This is a genomic window from Rhodopseudomonas sp. RCAM05734, assembly GCF_052658035.1.
This window is the reverse complement of the sequence record NZ_CP199742.1, coordinates 6101002-6118459: the sequence shown is the minus strand read 5'-3', so window position 1 is coordinate 6118459 and position 17458 is coordinate 6101002. Positions and strand designations below refer to the sequence as shown.

At 62.5% G+C, this 17458-nt stretch carries 17 protein-coding genes and 1 pseudogene; 16 read left to right on the top strand and 2 right to left on the bottom strand.

Going from position 1 to position 17458, the window contains the following annotated elements; translation table 11 throughout:
- Positions 1 to 456 precede the first annotated feature (456 nt).
- Together ACUXVA_RS29000 and ACUXVA_RS28995 are read right to left on the bottom strand one after the other, a co-directional pair.
- Positions 457 to 1176, bottom strand: a complete 720-nt coding sequence (locus tag ACUXVA_RS29000) for a hypothetical protein (RefSeq protein WP_445489678.1) — start codon at positions 1174 to 1176, stop codon at positions 457 to 459.
- A 761-nt stretch (positions 1177 to 1937) separates the two neighbouring features.
- Positions 1938 to 2156: pseudogene (locus ACUXVA_RS28995) on the bottom strand (transposase); the annotation flags it as partial.
- 322 nt (positions 2157 to 2478) lie between these two features.
- Here ACUXVA_RS28995 and ACUXVA_RS28990 point away from each other — a divergent pair.
- The 16 genes from ACUXVA_RS28990 (at position 2479) to ACUXVA_RS28915 (ending at position 17457) form a co-directional block, all read left to right on the top strand.
- The gene (locus tag ACUXVA_RS28990) at positions 2479 to 3123 is read left to right on the top strand and encodes an STN domain-containing protein (protein ID WP_445489676.1); all 645 of its coding nucleotides are present in this window, start codon (positions 2479 to 2481) and stop codon (positions 3121 to 3123) included.
- Positions 3120 to 3857 carry an energy transducer TonB gene (locus ACUXVA_RS28985; protein ID WP_265082456.1) on the top strand — a complete coding sequence of 246 codons (738 nt, stop codon included), beginning with the start codon at positions 3120 to 3122 and terminating at the stop codon, positions 3855 to 3857. Before ACUXVA_RS28990 ends, ACUXVA_RS28985 begins: the two co-directional genes overlap by 4 nt.
- A gap of 103 nt (positions 3858 to 3960) precedes the next feature.
- Positions 3961 to 4503, top strand: coding sequence for an RNA polymerase sigma factor (locus ACUXVA_RS28980; protein ID WP_445489674.1), 543 nt, complete (start codon positions 3961 to 3963; stop codon positions 4501 to 4503).
- 217 nt (positions 4504 to 4720) lie between these two features.
- A complete protein-coding gene (locus ACUXVA_RS28975) occupies positions 4721 to 5737 on the top strand; it encodes a FecR family protein (protein ID WP_445489672.1) in 1017 nt (338 codons plus the stop codon).
- 300 nt (positions 5738 to 6037) lie between these two features.
- The gene (locus ACUXVA_RS28970) at positions 6038 to 7732 is read left to right on the top strand and encodes a ShlB/FhaC/HecB family hemolysin secretion/activation protein (protein ID WP_445489670.1); all 1695 of its coding nucleotides are present in this window, start codon (positions 6038 to 6040) and stop codon (positions 7730 to 7732) included.
- A 20-nt stretch (positions 7733 to 7752) separates the two neighbouring features.
- Entirely contained in the window at positions 7753 to 9720 is a 1968-nt protein-coding gene (locus ACUXVA_RS28965) for a DUF2341 domain-containing protein (RefSeq protein ID WP_445489668.1), read from the top strand.
- Between the two features lie 5 nt (positions 9721 to 9725).
- Positions 9726 to 10130: an ExbD/TolR family protein gene (locus tag ACUXVA_RS28960; RefSeq protein ID WP_265082462.1), complete on the top strand. Its 405-nt coding sequence runs from the start codon at positions 9726 to 9728 to the stop codon at positions 10128 to 10130.
- Positions 10131 to 10135: 5 nt separating this feature from the next.
- Entirely contained in the window at positions 10136 to 10618 is a 483-nt protein-coding gene (locus ACUXVA_RS28955) for a hypothetical protein (protein WP_265082463.1), read from the top strand.
- Entirely contained in the window at positions 10615 to 11331 is a 717-nt protein-coding gene (locus ACUXVA_RS28950) for a TonB C-terminal domain-containing protein (protein ID WP_445489665.1), read from the top strand. The genes ACUXVA_RS28955 and ACUXVA_RS28950 overlap by 4 nt, the downstream gene beginning before the upstream one ends.
- A 59-nt stretch (positions 11332 to 11390) precedes the next feature.
- Positions 11391 to 13259, top strand: a complete 1869-nt coding sequence (locus ACUXVA_RS28945; RefSeq protein WP_445489663.1) for a putative porin — start codon at positions 11391 to 11393, stop codon at positions 13257 to 13259.
- A gap of 2 nt (positions 13260 to 13261) precedes the next feature.
- A complete protein-coding gene (locus tag ACUXVA_RS28940) occupies positions 13262 to 13855 on the top strand; it encodes a hypothetical protein (RefSeq protein WP_265082466.1) in 594 nt (197 codons plus the stop codon).
- Complete coding sequence (locus ACUXVA_RS28935) at positions 13852 to 14898, top strand: peptidylprolyl isomerase (RefSeq protein WP_445489661.1); 1047 nt, start codon at positions 13852 to 13854, stop codon at positions 14896 to 14898. Before ACUXVA_RS28940 ends, ACUXVA_RS28935 begins: the two co-directional genes overlap by 4 nt.
- 11 nt (positions 14899 to 14909) lie before the next feature.
- Positions 14910 to 15422: a YbjN domain-containing protein gene (locus tag ACUXVA_RS28930; protein ID WP_445489659.1), complete on the top strand. Its 513-nt coding sequence runs from the start codon at positions 14910 to 14912 to the stop codon at positions 15420 to 15422.
- Positions 15423 to 15441: 19 nt separating this feature from the next.
- Entirely contained in the window at positions 15442 to 16257 is an 816-nt protein-coding gene (locus ACUXVA_RS28925) for a lytic transglycosylase domain-containing protein (RefSeq protein ID WP_445489657.1), read from the top strand.
- 6 nt (positions 16258 to 16263) lie between these two features.
- The gene (locus ACUXVA_RS28920) at positions 16264 to 16653 is read left to right on the top strand and encodes a hypothetical protein (protein WP_265082470.1); all 390 of its coding nucleotides are present in this window, start codon (positions 16264 to 16266) and stop codon (positions 16651 to 16653) included.
- Positions 16654 to 16662: 9 nt separating this feature from the next.
- The gene (locus tag ACUXVA_RS28915; protein ID WP_445489654.1) at positions 16663 to 17457 is read left to right on the top strand and encodes a trypsin-like peptidase domain-containing protein; all 795 of its coding nucleotides are present in this window, start codon (positions 16663 to 16665) and stop codon (positions 17455 to 17457) included.
- The last annotated feature ends 1 nt before the right edge of the window (position 17458 follow it).

Here is a 17458-nt window from a genome sequence, read left to right as displayed (position 1 = left end):
GTTGGGAGTTGGGGCAAATCGTCCGCCTGCGGTTGGGCTGCCGCGGGTGGAGTAGTCGCGCCGTGCTCTTGCGACGCTAATTACAACCTCGAGCTGAGCCGATTTCCGCCGTCGTCAAACCGTTATAATCCACGACCTAGACGTTACGTTGTATATTTCAGTTCAGCGGAACGGTTGCTGTCTGTCGAAGCGACGATGTTTCAGCATGTCAGCCGCGAAGCGTTTGGAAATAAGTGTGCGTCAACGGCAAAGGATGCATCAGGCGCAGAGATTGCCGACCCGATGCGTTAAGCTCGTGGCCGCGCGCGTGTCTGTGTCGCTGGGTCTGATAGTCTGAATTGCCGATGCTGTCGCGCAATCGCCGCGAACCATGGTGGACGACCAGCCGAGATCCTTTGAAATCCCGGCAAGACCGTTGTCCGAAGCGCTGGAAGCGTTCAGCAGCATCAGTGGATATCAAATCCTTCTGTCAGACGAAGAGTCTGCCAGCGTCGTTTCAAGATCGGTCAACGGCGTTTTCGCGCCGCGCGCGGCGTTGGACGAAATAATCGACGGATCGGGCTTGGTCGCCCGGTACACGTCGCAGCAGGCCGCTATCCTCGTTCGCGATGTTGCACGCGGCGCGCCTCCGGTTCGGTCGGAGCAGCAGCTATACGATGCAAGGCTGCAAAGCGAGATCCTGAACGCCTTGTGCCGGAATGCCTCACCAGGCCCGGGCAATTTCGCCTGGCAATGGACGTCTGGGTCGCTTCCTCTGAGCGTCTGGACCGGGTCGAGCTGTTGAGTTCGACCGGGGACGCAGATCGTGACCGGGCGATTGTGGCGGTCCTCATCGCGATGCGCTCGCCGCGACCACCGTTGGGCCTCGAGGAGAGATCCTGCAGGACGACCAGATCGCGGCCGATGTCTTCCGGCACTTCCCCGCTGCAGTACGGCTTGAGAGACTGTACGAACCTTGTTCTTGCGGCCGGATCGGACGACGAAATTGGACGCGCAGGCTTCCGTCCATTCGGCCTGCAACGCCGGGAGGTCGAGGCTGGCGGCCTTGAGGTTGTATTGCGTGGAGAGTCGCGCGACATCGTCACGAGAGGGCTTGCGCAGATATTCTTGTTGCACTCGGTAAGCGCGTTGGTAATCCGCCTGCCTAGCGCGGTGTCTCGTGATCGGTTTGGTCATCTCTACTCCTGTGGATAAATGAGGTTGCGGCGGCGGCACCTACGCGGAACGCAGGTTTTGGCCATCCAAGTCTGAGCTCCATCGAAGCAAGCCAAAAATTTGCGCCGGCGAAGAATTTTCAGCCAGAGAGAAAATCAAAGTGCTTGGCTGACCAGAGTGAGGGGGTCCAGATTTTCCGCTGTTACGTGGACGGGCGTCGCGCATGTCACAACTATCGACGTCGTGCCGGCGCTCGAAAAGGCAGAAAGAAAATCGAGGGTCGTCTGCCGTCTGGTGAAAGCCCTGTTATGAGCAGCGGACCTCACAGTTGAGCGGCAAGCTGCCGTCTTTAAAGGTGGCGCTCTGTAGTCGTTCCGCCAACGTTCCGCTGCTTTCAGCCTGAATCGGAATTCCTGAACTTAGCAACGTTGATATTGAAGATTGCAACGATGATTGCGGGTCTTGAAGCGGTGTTTTCGAACTTTGAATCAAAATTGCGCAACTGCATTTGTGTCGCCGGTAACTCTATTCAAAAATAGTAAAACTTGCACCGAGTTGCAGCGAACGTGAAGCAAGCGCGAATGCCAACTTATGCAATATGCTGGAAACGTTGCGCGCGGTGTTCAAATGTTGGAATCGCGATATCGCGCGGATCCGACCGAAAGCCTCACGCTGTTAAAAAATGTAACGTAAATCCTGACCAGTAAATCACAACTTTCGCGTTTTGAATCGCTTTTATTGCACTATTGAACGCGGGGAGCTGGATCGCGCCGGTGATCCTGGATGGCAGCCTCATTGGGGAAGATGCCGACCGCCTCGGTGCGGCGCTTGATCTCGCCGCTCAGGCGCTCGATCGGATTGGTGGAGTGCAGCTTGGCTCGATGCGTCGCCGGAAAGCTCATGAAGGCCAGCACGGCGGGCTTGGCCGCGTGCATCAGCCTGGCCAGCTTCGGGATCGTGAGCTGCAATTGATAGGCGACCTTGCGCCACTGCACCCTCGCGCAGGACTGTCACGAATAGTTCATATTTTCGCGCGACTGAACGGTCAGCTAGACAATCAAGACTGCGGGTTTGTCTGTGCTTGCCGCAGCGCCACCGTGCGGATATGAACGCCCTGTTGGTCGTTCTCGGCGTGGAAGCGCGACAACGCGCTGACGTTCGAATTCCGTGAGACAAGTTGGTCAAGTGCGCATCAGCGGGCGGTACGAGAGAGCAGACTGGCGGCTGCGGCTTGGCCCCGCAGGGGCAGGGCCGACCTCGTTGCTCGGGCGCCTGCGGTGGTGCATGCTTGGCGCCGTTATTGCGGCCATGGCGACTGGGGCCATGGTCCCGGCGATCGTTGCTGCCGAAGAGCGGCAATATCTGGCAGCGTTGAACTTCGACATTCCGAGTCAGCCGCTGGCGTCGGCTCTGCAAGCCTACAGCAAGATCACCGGCGTGCAATTGCTCTATGAGAGCAGCAATAGTATCGGCCGTATGTCGACCAAGGTCGTTGGCCAACTGTCGCGCGACGCGGCGCTACGCGAACTGCTTGCCGACACCGATTTGACGATTCACTATACACGCGCCAATGCGATCACACTGGCGCCGGCATCGGCCGACCTGGACGGCCCGCCATCGGCCGTTTTCGCGAAGGCCGATCTGTCGCTCGACACGTTGCGGGTGCGTCCGTCGGCCGAACGCAGCGATCCGTCCGAGCTTCGCGCCTATGCCGGCGTCATTCAGAGCGATATTCAGCAGGCACTGAAGAAGGACGCCAAGACCCGCAACGGCAGCTACAGCGCTGGCATCAAGTTGTGGATCGACGGTCCCCGCACGGTGCGGCGAACCGAATTGTTCCGGTCGTCGGGCGACCAGGACAGGGACGTCGTGATTTCCCGTCTGCTTGACGGGCTGCAGATCAGCCAGGCGCCCCCCGCCAATACGCCGCAACCGGTCATGGTGATGATTACCGTGAGATCGATGTGATTGGCGTGACGCGTGGTCTGTGGAAGGGGATCCGAAGGGGCCAGCCGGAGGTCGCGAGCGAGCCTCATGGCGAGACGGCGGACTGGTCCGGCCCGTGGCGCTGGCTGATCGGCAGTATCGTCCTGGTGCCGATGTTGCTCGCGGCGGGCGTTTACTGGCTGCACCAGCAGCCGGCGGGCATCACCGGGCGCAGCAACGAGTCCACCATCCATGTCGAACTGATCCCGACGCCGGGGCCGACGGCTGAGCTCAAGCAGGCCTCTGTTCAATCCACGCCGCCGATCGCCGACTTTCGGACTCCGCCGACCTTGGCCGAGCCGGCACAGCCGCCGGTCGAGCCGGAAATGCCGCAGCGGCAGCAAGCCGTTCCGGCGCGCGCCGCGCCGTCTGCCAAACAGGAGCCAGCCAACACCGGTCAGGCGCAGCCGGCGCCCGGCGGCGCGGCGTTTCGCTTTCAGCGCCAGTTGCTTGCCCATATCGAGCGCTTTCGGCGCTACCCCGACGCAGCACGGCGCGACGGGCTGCAGGGCACAGTGCTCGTGATGTTTGCGATGCGCCGCGACGGCAGTCTCGTGCAGGTCGGTGTCAAGTCGAGTTCGGGGCGGCAGGTGCTCGATCGCGAGGCACTTGAGACCCTGCGACGGGCGCAGCCGCTGCCGCCAATCCCGGCCGACATGCCCGAGCAGCTCACGGTCTTGCTGCCAGTGGCGTTCGATGCGCGATCGGTGAGATAGTCCGAAGCTGCGGCGCGAGCGCGTAATCAATTTGTCATGTGCGGTCGTTAACTACCGGTGGGTGTTTCTGGGTTTGTCTGTGCGCGTACTGGGGCAGTCGCCGTTGACCGGGGTTAATCGTACAACGTTGCGCACTGTGCTGGCTGCTGATTACGGCGGCCTTTTCAGGCGTTTGACGCGGCGATTGGGCTCTGCCGATCTTGCCGGCGATGCGTTGCAGGAGACGTTCCTGCGGGTTGAGCGCGTGACGGACGACGTGCCGGTGCATAGCCCCAAGGAATTCCTATTCCGTATCGCGCTCAATGTCGCGACCGACCATCGGCGGATCGATAGGCGCCTTCTTAGCGGGAACGCCGTCGACGCCTTGCTCGATATTCCCGACGATTCCCCCGATGCGGCAGCGATCCTCGAAAGCCGCCAGGATATCGAAGCGCTCGACCGCGCGCTGGCAGAGTTACCCACGCGGGCACGCCAGGTCTTCATGGCGGCAGTGGTCAGGAAGCTGCCGGACCATGAAATCGCGACGCTGCTCGGCGTCAGCGTCCGCACGGTCGAAATCGATCTGAAGAATGCCCTGAAACACTGTGCAGAGCGGCTTGGCCGCAGGTTGGTCCGCCGTGCCGGCGGTCCCCGACCGCGTTCATGACGGCTGCCCACTGCACCGGTTTTGGGAGCTGCGGCGACACGCGCGCCACGTATTTTCAATTATTTTTGACCGGGATTGCGGGATAGCCTTGCTTCAACCGTCTAGAACTCTAGAGGTGTTGTTTTCCTGCGCCTTTTAACCACGTCCGAATCCTTGTCCCACCCATGATGTACGATCTGCGATATGCCCGGGTTTTCGTTCGCGTTGAGGTGCGCGAATGCTCGGTCGCGGCCGTGCAGCAAGCGGTGGTCTCGTGACAGAACCGGCCGACGAAGCCGCGATGCGGGACCAGGCGATGGACTGGGTCGTTCTGCTGCGTTCCGGGAGTGCGACAACCGACGACGCGGCGGCGCTGCAGCAATGGCGGCAACAGAGCCTGCAGCACGAAGAGGCGTTCACGCAAGCCGTACGATTGTTTCGGGATCTTGGTGCCTTGGGCGCGCAACTCGAGCGGCGCAACGCGCGTTCACTTCCGGTGCAGCTTTCGCCATCGGCGCGGCCTGTGTTTGGCCGTCGCGCACTGCTCGGCGGCGCGATCGCCGCATCTGCCGCTGGCTATATGCTGCTGAATCCGCCAATGGCGATGTGGCCCTCGCTTCAGGAGTTGTCCGCCGACTATCGCACGGCGAAGGGCGAACAGCGGGACGTTTCGATTGCGGACAATGTCGCCATCAAGCTCAGCACGCAGACGAGCATGTCGATCCGCGGCGACGGAAGCGCGTCGCGCATCGAGCTGATCAGCGGCGAAGCGGCCGTCAATGCCAGGCGTGCGTCGTCGGAGCCGCTGATACTAGTTGCCGGCAATGGCCGGATTGCCTCCGCCACGGCCGAGTTCAATATCCGTTGCATCGACGGTGTTGTGCTGGCGACATGTCTGGACGGCTCAGTGACGGTGACGCAGGGGGATCGCAGCGTGCAGCTTGGCCGCGGCGAACAGGTGTCCTACTCGACGGCCGATCTGCTGGGCGCGCCGCAGCCCGTCGCCGATCCCGGGCAAGCGGTCGCATGGCGCGATAACCTGTTGATTTTCCGGGATAAGCCGCTTGGCGCCGTGGTCAACGAAGTCAATCGCTATCGTCCCGGCAAGATCGTTGTGATGAATTCCGAGCTCGGACGGCGCCTCGTTAACGGCACCTTCCAGACCGACAAGCTCGATGACTTTGTAGCTCAGGTCCGGCAACTGTTCGGTGCGGATGTTCGGTCGTTGCCCGGCGGCATCGTTCTGCTGAGCTGATTGCTTCACTTCCGCAACGATCATGCGGTGCGGGCGATTGTATTGCGTCGCTCCAGGCGCCGTTGCGCAGTCGCGCGTTTCGGATGCGCGCGATTCGGTTTGCAGAATTTTCTTAATTTTCTTTTGCGGGTTAGGGCGCTCCAAGACGTCTTCAGGACATAGGGACCTGACCGCGGGCGGATTGCACGCGGACAGTCGGGCCTTCTGTGGGTTTGAAAGATGCTTCTTGGAATTCGTCACGACGTCAGCGCGGGCTTGTCGAAGCTGCGATTTTTGCAATGTTCTGCGCCGGAAGCATTGATGTTGATGAGCGTTGGCGCGTTCGGTTGCGTGCCGGCTGTCGCTTATGCCAAGGGTGCCGATGCCAAAGCTGGAGAGCAGGTTGCGGCCAAGCAGGCAACGCAGGCCAAACAAGCGGCGGGTAACCCGCCCGCGGAATCGAAGCCCGCGCCGGCCGCGCCTTTGCAGCGCTTCGATATTTTCGATTTCGCCGTGCAGGGCGCGGAGACCCTGCCGCAGATCCAGGTCGAGGAAGCGATCTATCCGTTCCTCGGGCACAACCGCACCGCCAACGATGTCGAAAAGGCCCGCGCTGCGCTCGAAAAGGCCTATCACGACAAGGGCTTTCAGACTGTCAGCGTGTCCGTTCCGCAGCAGAATGCGCTCACCGGCTCGGTGATCCTCAAGGTCTCGGAATTGAAGGTCGGGCAGTTGCGGGTGAAGAACTCGCGCTACTTCGATCTGGAAAAAATCAAGGAGCGTGCGGGCTCGCTGAAGCAGGGCACCGTGCCGAACTTCAACGACGTGACACGCGACATCGTCGGCCTGAACCAATGGCCCGATCGTCGCATCACGCCGGCGTTGCGCGCAGGCGTCACGCCCGGGACGGTCGACGTCGATCTCAACGTCGAGGACAAGGTGCCGCTGCATGCCAGCCTCGAGGTCAACAATCGCCAGTCACCCAACACGTCGGCCACGCGCCTGCTCGGTACGGTGCGCTACGACAACCTGTGGCAGCTCGGACATTCGTTCAGCTTCAGCTACCAGGTTGCGCCGGAGAACAAGAGCGATGCCGAGGTGTTCTCGGGCTCATACATGGCGCGTGTTCCTGACGTCGATTGGCTGTCGCTGTTGTTCTACGGCGTCAAGTCGAGCAGCGACGTCGCGACCATTGGCGGGATGAACGTCATCGGCCCCGGTGAGATCATCGGCGGACGCGCCGTGGTGACCCTGCCGGCACGTGAGAATTTCTTCCACACGATCTCGTTTGGCCTCGACTACAAGCACTTCGATCAGACCGTACGAAGCAGCGTTGCGGGCTTCTCGACCCCGGTTACCTATTATCCGTTCGTCGCCAGCTACGGCGCGACGTTCCAGACCGAGAAGTCGAGCACCCAGCTCAATGCCGGGTTTACCTACAACATGCGGACGCCCAGCAGCGATTGGGTCGCATTCGACAACAAGCGTGCCTACGCCTCCGCCAGCTTCTCGCATCTGAACCTCGATCTGTCCCATACCCACGAGTTGCCGGAAGGGTTCCAGTTCTACGGCAAGGTTCAGGGACAGCTTGCCGATGGCCCGCTGGTGTCCAGCGAGCAGTTCAGCGTCGGCGGCCTTGATACCGTGCGCGGCTATCTGGAATCCGAAGTGCTCGGCGACGATGGCATCGCAGGGAATCTCGAACTGCGGACTCCCGATGTCGGAGCGATGCTGCAGAAGGAAATGAAGGACGAGACCGGGCAGGGCGCGCCGCGCTTCGCGACGTTCAATGAATGGCGGTTCTTCGGCTTCGCCGACGCCGGCCATGTCAACGTCCGCCGTCCGCTGCCCGAGCAGCAATCCAAATTCGACGTCTGGAGCTACGGCGCGGGAACGCGGTTCAAGATGTTCGACGGTTTCAACGGCATGATCGCCTATTCCGTGCCGATGGTCAGCCAAGCTTACACGCATGCCGGTTCGGCGCGCGTCAACTTTCGACTTTGGGGTGAATTCTGATGGCTATGGGGTGGAATCACATGAGCGGCAGCGGCCATTCGGCTTTGCGGCGAAGGGCGGCCAATACGGTCGCAGCACTCGTACTGGGCATCACCGCGGCAATATCGCTGCTCCCATCCTCCGCTCAGGCGTGGTGGAACGACGAGTGGCGGCTGCGCAAGAAGATCAACATCGATGCCAGCGCGACCGGTGCCAACATCACCGATCCGATCGGCACGGTGCCGACGCTGGTGCGTCTGCATGTCGGCAATTTCCGCTTCAGCCTAGCCAAGGATGACGGCAGCGACTTGCGCTTCGTCGCCGGCGACGACAAGACGCCGCTCAAGCATCATGTCGAGAAGTATGACTCGCTGCTCGGCGAGGCGCTTGTCTGGGTGGCGCTCCCCAACGTGCAGTCCGGTGCCAAGTCGGAGTTCTGGCTGTATTACGGCAACAAGAAAGCCGTGGCGACCAACGACGCCAAGGGCACTTACGATCCGGATACCGCGCTCGTCTATCACTTCACCGAGCGCGGAACCCCGGCGATCGACTCCACGGTCTGGGCGAGCAATGCGCAGAGCGTTGGCCAGCCTGCCGACGGCTCGCTGATCGGTACCGGCCTTCGTCTCGACGGTCGTCTGCCGCTGACCCTGCCGGCTTCGCCATCCCTGACGATGGCGGATGGCGCGCCGTTCACCTGGTCGGCCTGGATCAAGCCGGCAGCCCTGCAGCCCAATGCCGCACTCTATAGCCGTCGCGATGGCGCGAACGGCGTTGTTATCGGTCTCGACAACGGTGCCCCGTTTGTCGAGGTCAGCAATGCGGCCGGCGTCCAGCGCAGCGGCGCTGGTGCGCCGGTCGCTGCGAACAGCTGGCGGCATCTGGCCGTCGCCGCCGCAAGCGGCGTCGTCACGGTGTATCTCGATGGCAAGCCCTATGCGACTCTGAACGCGACACTCCCGGCGCTGAACGGCATCGCCCGTCTCGGCGGCGACGTTGCGCCCGCCGCTGCGGCGGCACCGGCCGTTCCTGCCGCCGATGCTGCAGCACCTGCAGCCGACGGAACGGCTGCCCCGGCAGTGGAGGCCGCGCCCGCAGCGGTCGCCATGGTCGGCTTCGCCGGTGACATCGACGAGCTGCAGATTTCGAAGGTCGCGCGAGGAGCGGGCTTCATCAAATATGCCGCGATCGAACAGGGCAGCGAGCCTGCCAAATTGATCGCCTTCGGTGCCGACGAAGAGACCGCGAGCTGGTTGACCGGCTATTTTGCGATCATCTTGAAGTCGGTCACGGTCGATGGCTGGGTCGTCATCGGACTGCTGATCATCATGGCGATTGCCAGCTGGATCGTGACCATCGACCGCGTCAGCTACCTCAACAGGCAGGCCAAGGCCAACGACCGCTTCATGAGAAGCTTCCGCAAGCTTGCCACCAACCTGACAGCCCTCGATCGTGGCAATGCTGACGACGCAGCCGTGCTGGGCAGCCACTTCGACGAAGAAGAAGGACAGACGGTCCGGGCGTCGTCGCTGTACCGGATCTATCACGCCGGTGCCGAGCAGATCAGCCAGCGCTTCGGCGATGGTGACAAGGTGGTGCGGCTCTCGGGTCCGGCGATCTCGGCGATCCGTGCCGCGTTGGACAGCGTCTATGTCAAGGAGACCCAGCGTCTCAACAAGCTGATGGTCGTGCTCACCATCGCCATCTCCGGCGGCCCGTTCCTCGGCCTTCTGGGAACCGTGGTCGGCGTCATGATCACCTTCGCCGCGATCGCCGAGAGCGGTGACGTCAACGTCAATGCCATCGCGCCGGGCATCGCCGCGGCGCTGGTTGCGACCGTTGCCGGCCTCGTCGTCGCGATCCCCGCGCTGTTTGCCTACAATTACCTGGTGACGCGGATCGGCGAACTCACCAGCGACATGCAGGTCTTCATCGACGAGTTCGTCACCAGGATGGCCGAATCGTATTCCTCGGATCTGCCGGTCGAACACCGGCAGGCGGCGGAGTAACGGGCATGCAGGTCCAGAGCAAGTCCAAGCCTTACGATGACATCAACATCACGCCGATGCTGGACCTGGCTTACGTGCTGCTCATCATCTTCATTGTGATGACTACCGCGACGGTGCAGGGGCAGAAGGTCAATCTGCCCAAGGCATCCGCGGCTCCGAGCCTGGCGACGCAGACGACTAAGGCGATCACCGTCGCCAATGACGGCAAGCTGTTCCTCGACACCATACCGGTGACACTGCCGGAGCTCGAGCAGCGTTTGATTCAGCAAAAGGCGTTGACGCCGGAATTCCCGGTGGTTCTGCGCGGCGATGCGCAGACCCAGTACCAGAGCGTGATGGACGTGCTCGACATGCTCGGCCGCATCGGCCTGTCGCAGGTCGGCCTCGCGACGAAACCACTTGTGAAGTAACGCCGATGAACACCGCCGGTCATTTTCACGACAATACCAGCAAGGCGTTCAGGACGCTGTGGTCCTGGCTGCGCGGGATAGGAGCGCGTGTGCTTTCCAACGGCGCGAACCCGACAACGCCCGAGGCGGTCGCAACGGTTCAGGCGTTGCCGCCGGTGGCGGGAAAGCTGCTTCCGTTTCCGATTCGTGGAGAGGCGCTGCTGGTCAAACTGGCGCATCAGCTTCGCCGTCGCGTCGATGAATTGGCGCCGATGTCGAACCAACTCTCGCTCACGCTCTCACATCAGCCGTATCTGCGGCTTGTGATCGACAGCGATTCCTATGTGGAATTCGACACGACGTCGTCGCAATTCGAACTCGTGATGGAGGCGCCGGGCGGTACCCGTCTGATCCTGCAGACGCTCGACTTCGACGCGGTGGTCAAATTCGTGTTGGAGTATGTGTCCGAGCGCCTCGCAGACAACGTGCGTCTCGAGGTCGCGTCGTGAAGCGGTTCTCTGCCAAACCTGAGATTTCCGAACAGGCCGGCGAACGCAAGTCGCTGTTGCGCTATGGGGCTGCGCTTGCCGTTATCGCGCTGCTGGTGGGCGGGGTCGTGGCCTTCCTGGGGCAGGGCAACGATGCACCGCCTCCCAAGCAGGTGCGCGAGCTGACGGTGGTCAACATCCTCCCGCCGCCGCCGCCACCTCCGCCGATGATCGAGCAGCCGAAAGTGATCGATCAGCCGAAGATGGTCGAGCAGGAGATGCTCGAAGACAAGCCGGTCGAGAAACCCGTCGACGATCCGGTGAAGGACGCGAAGAACGAGGAACCTCCTGGTCCGCTCGCGCTCGATGCCAAGGCCGTCGGTCCGGCCGATCTGTTCAATCTTGGCAGCAAGGTTGGCGGCAGCCCCTATGGCGGCCGTGGCGGCGGTGGCAGCCGCTGGGGGTGGTATGCCTCGATCGTGCAGACCCAGATCGAAGCAGCGCTGCGCGGCAACGACAAGACCAAGCACGCGGTGATGCGGCTGCAGGTGCGGCTATGGGCCGACGCCACCGGACGCATCAGTCGCGTCGAGCTGGTGTCATCGACCGGCAATGCCGAGCTGGATGCCACCATTCGCAATGACGTGCTCGGGCGGCTGACGCTGCGCGAGCCGCCACCCAACGACATGCCGATGCCGATGGTGACGCGAGTCACCGCACGCAAGCCGACCTAGCCCGGCGCATCACCGACAACAACACGCATAGCGATCGACCAGTAGGGGACTTGATACCGATGTTTCACAAAAAAAACGATGCAGCCCGGCGTTCCGCGCCGCTCGTCGTGTCGATGTGCGCACTCGTTTGCAGCATGCCCGCTCTCGCGCAGGATGCCGGCGATCGCGCCAATACAACATCGGCCAAGCGGCCGGCAGTGTCGCGCGCCAAGCCGACGTCGCCGAATGCGACCATCAATCTCGTCAACATGCTGGTGAAGCAGGGAGTGCTGAAGGAAGATCAGGCGCAGGCGCTGATCAAGCAGGCCGACGATGAAGCCTATGTGGCGCGCGAAGCCGCCAAGGGCGCATCGTTGCGCGCGGAAGAAGCGGCCAAGACGGCCACCGCCGCCGCGGCTGTCGCGTCGCCGCCGGGCACCAAGCACGTCACTTACGTGCCCGAGATCGTCAAGCGTCAGCTGCGCGAAGAGATCAAGCGCGATGTTATGGCGAAGGCTCAGAGCGAAAACTGGGCGTCGCCCGGCAAGTATCCGGAATGGGCCCAGCGCATCCGTTTCTACGGCGATCTGCGTGCGCGCTATGAGGGCCAGTTCTTCCCGACCGGCAACGATCCCCGGCTCGTCAACTTCAATGCGATCAACACGGGATCGCCTTACGAACTGTCGCAGAATAATCCCTATTTTGCGCCGACACTGAATAGCAGCCAGGATCGTGAGCGCGCGCGCTTCCGATTGCGGGTCGGCGCCGATATCGACATCGCCGACAACTTCATGGGCGGATTCCGCTTCGCCAGCGGCGATAGCAACTCGCCAGTGTCGCTGAACCAGACGCTGGGAGGGAATGGCGGAAACTTCTCGAAATATTCGCTCTGGATCGATCGGGCCTATCTGCGCTATCAGCCCTCGGACGATCTGTCCTTCTCGGTGGGTCGTTTCGACAATCCGTTCTGGTCGCCGACCGACCTGGTCTGGTATCGCGACATCGGATTCGATGGCTTCGCTGCCCAGGTCAGGCACGAGGTGGCGCCTGGTGTCACGCCGTTCCTGGTGGCCGGTGCGTTCCCGACTTTCAACTCGGATCTGAATGTCGGTTACAACATCGATCAAAAGAATCTTTTGAACGGTCTTCCCGGAAAGTATGCGAGCAACGACAAGTGGATGTTCGGCGTTCAGGCGGGCGTTGGCGTGAAGTTCGATCCGCAGTCGAGTTTCCGGCTGGGCGTCGCTTATTACGACTTCACGAACACGCAGGGCCGGGTTTCGTCGCCATGCTTCGCCGTCGGACCGGCCGACGTTTGCGACACGGATCAGACACGTCCATCCTTCGCGCAGAAGGGCAATACGTATATGACGCTGCGTAACATCCTTGCGGATACCTCGCTGGCGTCGCCCGCCAGCCAGCCGTATTATCAGTACCTCGGGCTGGCCAGTCAGTTCCGTCCTGTCGTTGTCAGCGGTCAGGTCGATCTGGGTGATTTCCATCCGGTCCACGTCGTCATCGACGGCGAATACGTCAACAACATCGCCTTCGATCGCAATTCCATTCTTGCTCGCCCGGTCAATGACCCCAGGGGTGGCAGCATTGCCAATAACACCGCCCCGACACCCGACGGTTCGGCTGGCCCTTTCAACGGTGGCAACCAGGGTTGGATGGGCCGTGTCACCGTCGGTCACAAACAGGTCACGCATCTGTGGGATTGGAATGTCCATGCGGGCTACAAGTATCTTGAATCCGACGCGATCATCGATGCCTTCGCCGATTCCGATTTCGGTCTCGGTGGCACCAACCTGAAGGGCTACTTCATCGGCGGCAATCTGGGGCTTTCGGACAACGTCTGGGCCTCGCTGCGCTGGATGAGCGCCAACAATATCTCCGGTGGGCCCTATGCCGTCGATGTCGTGCAAGTCGACCTGAATGCGAAGTTCTGATCATGAAGATACGTATTATCAGCTCAGCGTTGCTGCTGGCCGCGCTGGCCGGTTGCGAGGCGCACGCCGACACCGAAACCGACCGTCTGCGTGAGGCGCTGCGTAGCGCCACAGCGCAGACCCGGGCGCTGGAGGATCAGCGCACCGCCCTGCAGGCCAAGATCGCCGATGCGGAGCGCGAGAAGTCGGCCATGACGGCGCAGGTTGCCGCCGCCAAGGCCCAGGTCAAGGAAATCGAAAAGACCCACCGCGAGGCGGTGGACGAATTCAACCAGCGTCTGGAAGATCGCAACCAGACGCTGGAGAAATGGAAGAGCGCCTACGAGGAAGCTGCCACAGTGGCGCGCACCAAGGACGCCGAGCGCGCCAAGTTCGAGGGCGAGGCGACGGCGTACAAGGCGAGCACCAAGAGCTGCGTCGCAAAGAACAAGCTCTTGACCAAGGTTGGTCGCGAGCTGCTGCACCGCTATGAAGGCATTTCGTTTGGCGACATGGTGGTCATCAACGAACCGTTGATCGGCGAGCGGCGGGTGCAGATCCAGAATCTACTGCAGGACTACGACGATAAATTGCTTGAGCAAAAGGTGACCCCATGACGCGTCTTCGCCCTTCTTCGGCACTCACGATGGCTGGCGGCGTCGTCGTCATCTCGGTTCTGCTGCTGTCATCCGCCTCGGCCCAGACCTCGCTGCAGCCGGCTCACCCGGCAGCGCCGCGCGTTGCCCCGGCCAAGCCGAAGGCTGCACCGGCTGTAGCGGCCGCGGTCGCTCAGGCACCGACCGTTGCAACGGCACCGGCACGTGCGTCCGATGAGGTCGTCGCGCGGGTCGGCAACAACGATGTCAGCGCCGACGACATGCGCTCCTATATCGCTGCGCTGGGCCCGCGCGAGCAGGCCGCGCTTGCACAGGATCCGGCTCAGCCGAGCCAGGTGGTGCGCTTGCTGCTGTCCAACCGCCTGGTGCTTCAGGAGCTGTCGTCCAAGAAGTGGGATCAGCAGCCGGCAGTTGCTGCCCAGCTCGAAGGGGTACGCGAGAGCGCCATGGTCGAGCTGTACCTGCAGTCGGTATCGACGCCTCCCGCCAGCTTCCCCAGCGACGACGAGGTGCAGAAGGTCTATGACGCCAATCGCGCCTCCTTGCTGGTGCCGCGCCAGTATCAGCTCGCGCAGATCTTCGTGCCGTTGGCCAAAGATGCCGACAAGGCAACGGCGGATGCGGCAAAGAAGAAGGTCGAAGAGGTCCAGAAGAAGCTGAAGACGGCAGGCGCGGATTTCGCTGCCATTGCCCGTTCGGATAGTGCCGCCTCGGACAGTGCCGAACGTGGTGGCGATCTCGGCCTCTTGCCGGAGGACCAGATTCGTCCGGAGATCCGCAGCCAGGTTGTCGGTCTCGCCAAGGGCGCCGTCTCCGAGCCGATCCAGCTTGACGACGGCTACCACGTCATCCGTCTGGTCGATACCAAGGTGTCCTATACCCGCACGCTTCCCGAGGTGCGCGATCAGTTGGTCCGGCAGATCAGGACCGAACGCGCGGCCGCTTTGCGCCGGGCCTATCTCACCGAACTGCTGAAGCAGCAGCCTCCGATCATCAACGAACTCGCGCTCGCCAAGCTGTTCGACAACAAATCTCGTAACTGAGGATACCTGCCATGACCGCCATCACCGAGAGCGCCATCACCAGCGTCACCGCGGAGTCGCTGCGCGACATCCTGCAAAGCGCAGGTTACCGCGTCGAGCTCGTCACCGATGCCAATAGCGACATCGCTATTCTGCGCTCGTCGACGGCCGGCTTCGCATTCGATATCCGCCCCGGCAATCGCCTCGCCGAGCGCAAGGATCAATTCGTCGATTTCACCTTCAGTGCCTGGCTCAACATCGAAGGCGAACTGCCGCTCGACGTGGTCAACCGCTGGAATGCGCTGCGCCGCTTCGGCCGGCTGCAGGTCGTTCCGGGCTTTCTCGCGCTTGTCATGGACGTCTCGATGATCGGCGGCGTGATGCCGAATTTCATCAAGGCGCAATTGGAGATATGGGATCATCTGGTGCAGGCGCTGGTGCCGTATTTGCGCGACGAATTGCAGAAACTCGGATCGGCGGTACCGCAGGCGACCGCGGAAACGCCGGCGGACGATGCGCCAGCCCCCGAAGCACGCGTCGCTTGACCCGATCGGATTGATTGTGGTGAACGCACGGCCGATCAGCAACGACGCTAGACGCACGGGCGCCGCCAGGCGGCGCGCGTGTGCATCGGCGTGGCTGATCGGCCTGGCGTCATGCCTTGCTTTGGTCGTCGCGCCTGCGCTTGCCGAGCCGGATCCCGCATCGCTCCAGCAACCGGGCAAGGCGCCTGCCGAAACCTCCGCTACAACCAATGATGCGCCGCCGGCCGACAAGCGAACGGCGGCGCTGGTCGCGTTGCCCAAGCCGCCGGTTGTCGGAAATTACCGGGCGCTGTATCGCTCCATCATCGAGCGTGAAGTGCGCAGCACCAGCCTGCCGGCCGATGTGGCAGAGGCGGTGATGGGTGTGGAAAGCGGCTATGATCCGACGCGGATCGGGGCCGACGGCGAGATCGGCCTGATGCAGGTGATGCCGGCCACGGCGCGGATGCTGGGCTTTTCGGGCAGCATGGCGGAATTCGCCGTGCCCGAGATCAATATCCGCTACGGCATCCTGTATCTCTCGCAGGCCTGGAACAGGGCAGGCGGCGATCTCTGCACCGCGCTGATGAAATATCGTGCCGGCCATGGCGAGACGCGCTTCTCGCATCTGTCGGTCGAATATTGCCTGCGCGCTCGCGCCCGGCTCGTGGCGAAGGGATATCAGGTGACCGGCATCGTGCCGACCGCCACGTTCGGCTCGCCGATGGCCTCCATGGCGCGCTGCCGTGGACGCTGCCTTACGTTGGGTGGCGCCGGCCGAGTCGATTTCGCCGCGCTGAACAACCGGCTGACGCAGATGGTCATGCAGGTCGGCGCGAAGCCGATGGCAAGGTAGCCGAGCATGAAATCAGGACTCATCGCGTTGACGCTCTTGTTTCAAGTGATTCCGGTCGCGGCTCAGCAGCTGCCCGAACCGCCCAAGCCGGAGAAGCCGGAGATCATCATCGGCGGGCAGCCGCCGCCGCGGCCGATGGTCCAGGAGCGCTGCGTCGATGTCGAAATCGGCGGCTCGCGCAGCTTTGGCTGTCTCAACCAGACGATGAAACGCGATGTCGAGAAGGTCAATCCCAGTCTCAACCTTCCGCCAATCGACGCCCGCTCGGGCGACACCAAGATCGGCGTGGTCAATCTGCCCGGCGTACAGCAGCAGTACGGGCAGAATTACGGTCGCTCCGTGGTTCCGTTCCGCCTGCCGCCGCCGGCTTTTTCCTCGCCGACCAACCGCCGCTAGGTGTATCGCGTGAGGGTGTTTTGCATCAATGCGAAGGAGCGGGGGCTTCGCTACCGCTGCTGGCTGTCCGTCGCCGTTACGATAGTCATCTCGTTCCTGCTGATGTGCGGCGCTCCTGCGCAATCGCAGCCGCTGCTGCCGACGCGCGGCGAGGCACCGCCGAATGCGTCGCCGAAGCCGTTAACGCGCACCGCGCTCCCTGCGACCGATCGTGGCGAGCGCGCCGGCACCGGATTCTATGTGGATGACATCGGCCACATGCTGACGGCGCGACACGTGGTCCAGGATTGCAGCCGTATCATGGTTCAGAAAGAGGGGCGCACGAGCTCGGCGCGCATCGTTGCCGTGTCGACGCCCTACGATATTGCATTGTTGCACACCGCGAAGACCCGCGGTTTGGCGGCGGTGTTTCCCCGCAGCATTGTGACATCGACCAATGACATCGTGTTCGCGGCCGACTATGCGAGCCTGCCGACGATGCTCGCGCGCGGCGGCGTGCTCGCCAATGCATCGGTCAGTCCGGCCACCGGCAGCGGCGAGTCCGGGCATATCGCGTTGCAGTCGACGCTGACCTTCGGCAGCAGCGGCGCACCCGTCCTGGATTCGCGGGGCCTGATCGAGGGCGTCGTCAGTCGGCGCACGGCGATCAATCGCGTGCTTGCCGTCGGCTCGACCGCCGCCAAGGCGTTCCTGGCTGCGAGCGATATACGTTTCCAGCAGGACGACCGGCCGCAGATCAGTGGATCTGCATCACGCGCCCACCGTGCCGCCAGCATCTCGGCGCGCGTCATTTGCGTCAATTGAG

Excerpts from the sequence above, each read along its gene's own strand:
- ACUXVA_RS29000 (WP_445489678.1), bottom strand. The coding sequence starts at position 1,176 with ATGACCAAACCGATCACGAGACACCGCGCTAGGCAGGCGGATTACCAA.
- ACUXVA_RS28990 (WP_445489676.1), top strand. The coding sequence starts at position 2,479 with ATGGTCCCGGCGATCGTTGCTGCCGAAGAGCGGCAATATCTGGCAGCG.
- ACUXVA_RS28975 (WP_445489672.1), top strand. The coding sequence starts at position 4,721 with ATGCTCGGTCGCGGCCGTGCAGCAAGCGGTGGTCTCGTGACAGAACCG.
- ACUXVA_RS28970 (WP_445489670.1), top strand. The coding sequence starts at position 6,038 with ATGTTGATGAGCGTTGGCGCGTTCGGTTGCGTGCCGGCTGTCGCTTAT.
- ACUXVA_RS28965 (WP_445489668.1), top strand. The coding sequence starts at position 7,753 with ATGAGCGGCAGCGGCCATTCGGCTTTGCGGCGAAGGGCGGCCAATACG.
- ACUXVA_RS28960 (WP_265082462.1), top strand. The coding sequence starts at position 9,726 with ATGCAGGTCCAGAGCAAGTCCAAGCCTTACGATGACATCAACATCACG.
- ACUXVA_RS28955 (WP_265082463.1), top strand. The coding sequence starts at position 10,136 with ATGAACACCGCCGGTCATTTTCACGACAATACCAGCAAGGCGTTCAGG.
- ACUXVA_RS28945 (WP_445489663.1), top strand. The coding sequence starts at position 11,391 with ATGTTTCACAAAAAAAACGATGCAGCCCGGCGTTCCGCGCCGCTCGTC.
- ACUXVA_RS28940 (WP_265082466.1), top strand. The coding sequence starts at position 13,262 with ATGAAGATACGTATTATCAGCTCAGCGTTGCTGCTGGCCGCGCTGGCC.
- ACUXVA_RS28935 (WP_445489661.1), top strand. The coding sequence starts at position 13,852 with ATGACGCGTCTTCGCCCTTCTTCGGCACTCACGATGGCTGGCGGCGTC.
- ACUXVA_RS28930 (WP_445489659.1), top strand. The coding sequence starts at position 14,910 with ATGACCGCCATCACCGAGAGCGCCATCACCAGCGTCACCGCGGAGTCG.
- ACUXVA_RS28920 (WP_265082470.1), top strand. The coding sequence starts at position 16,264 with ATGAAATCAGGACTCATCGCGTTGACGCTCTTGTTTCAAGTGATTCCG.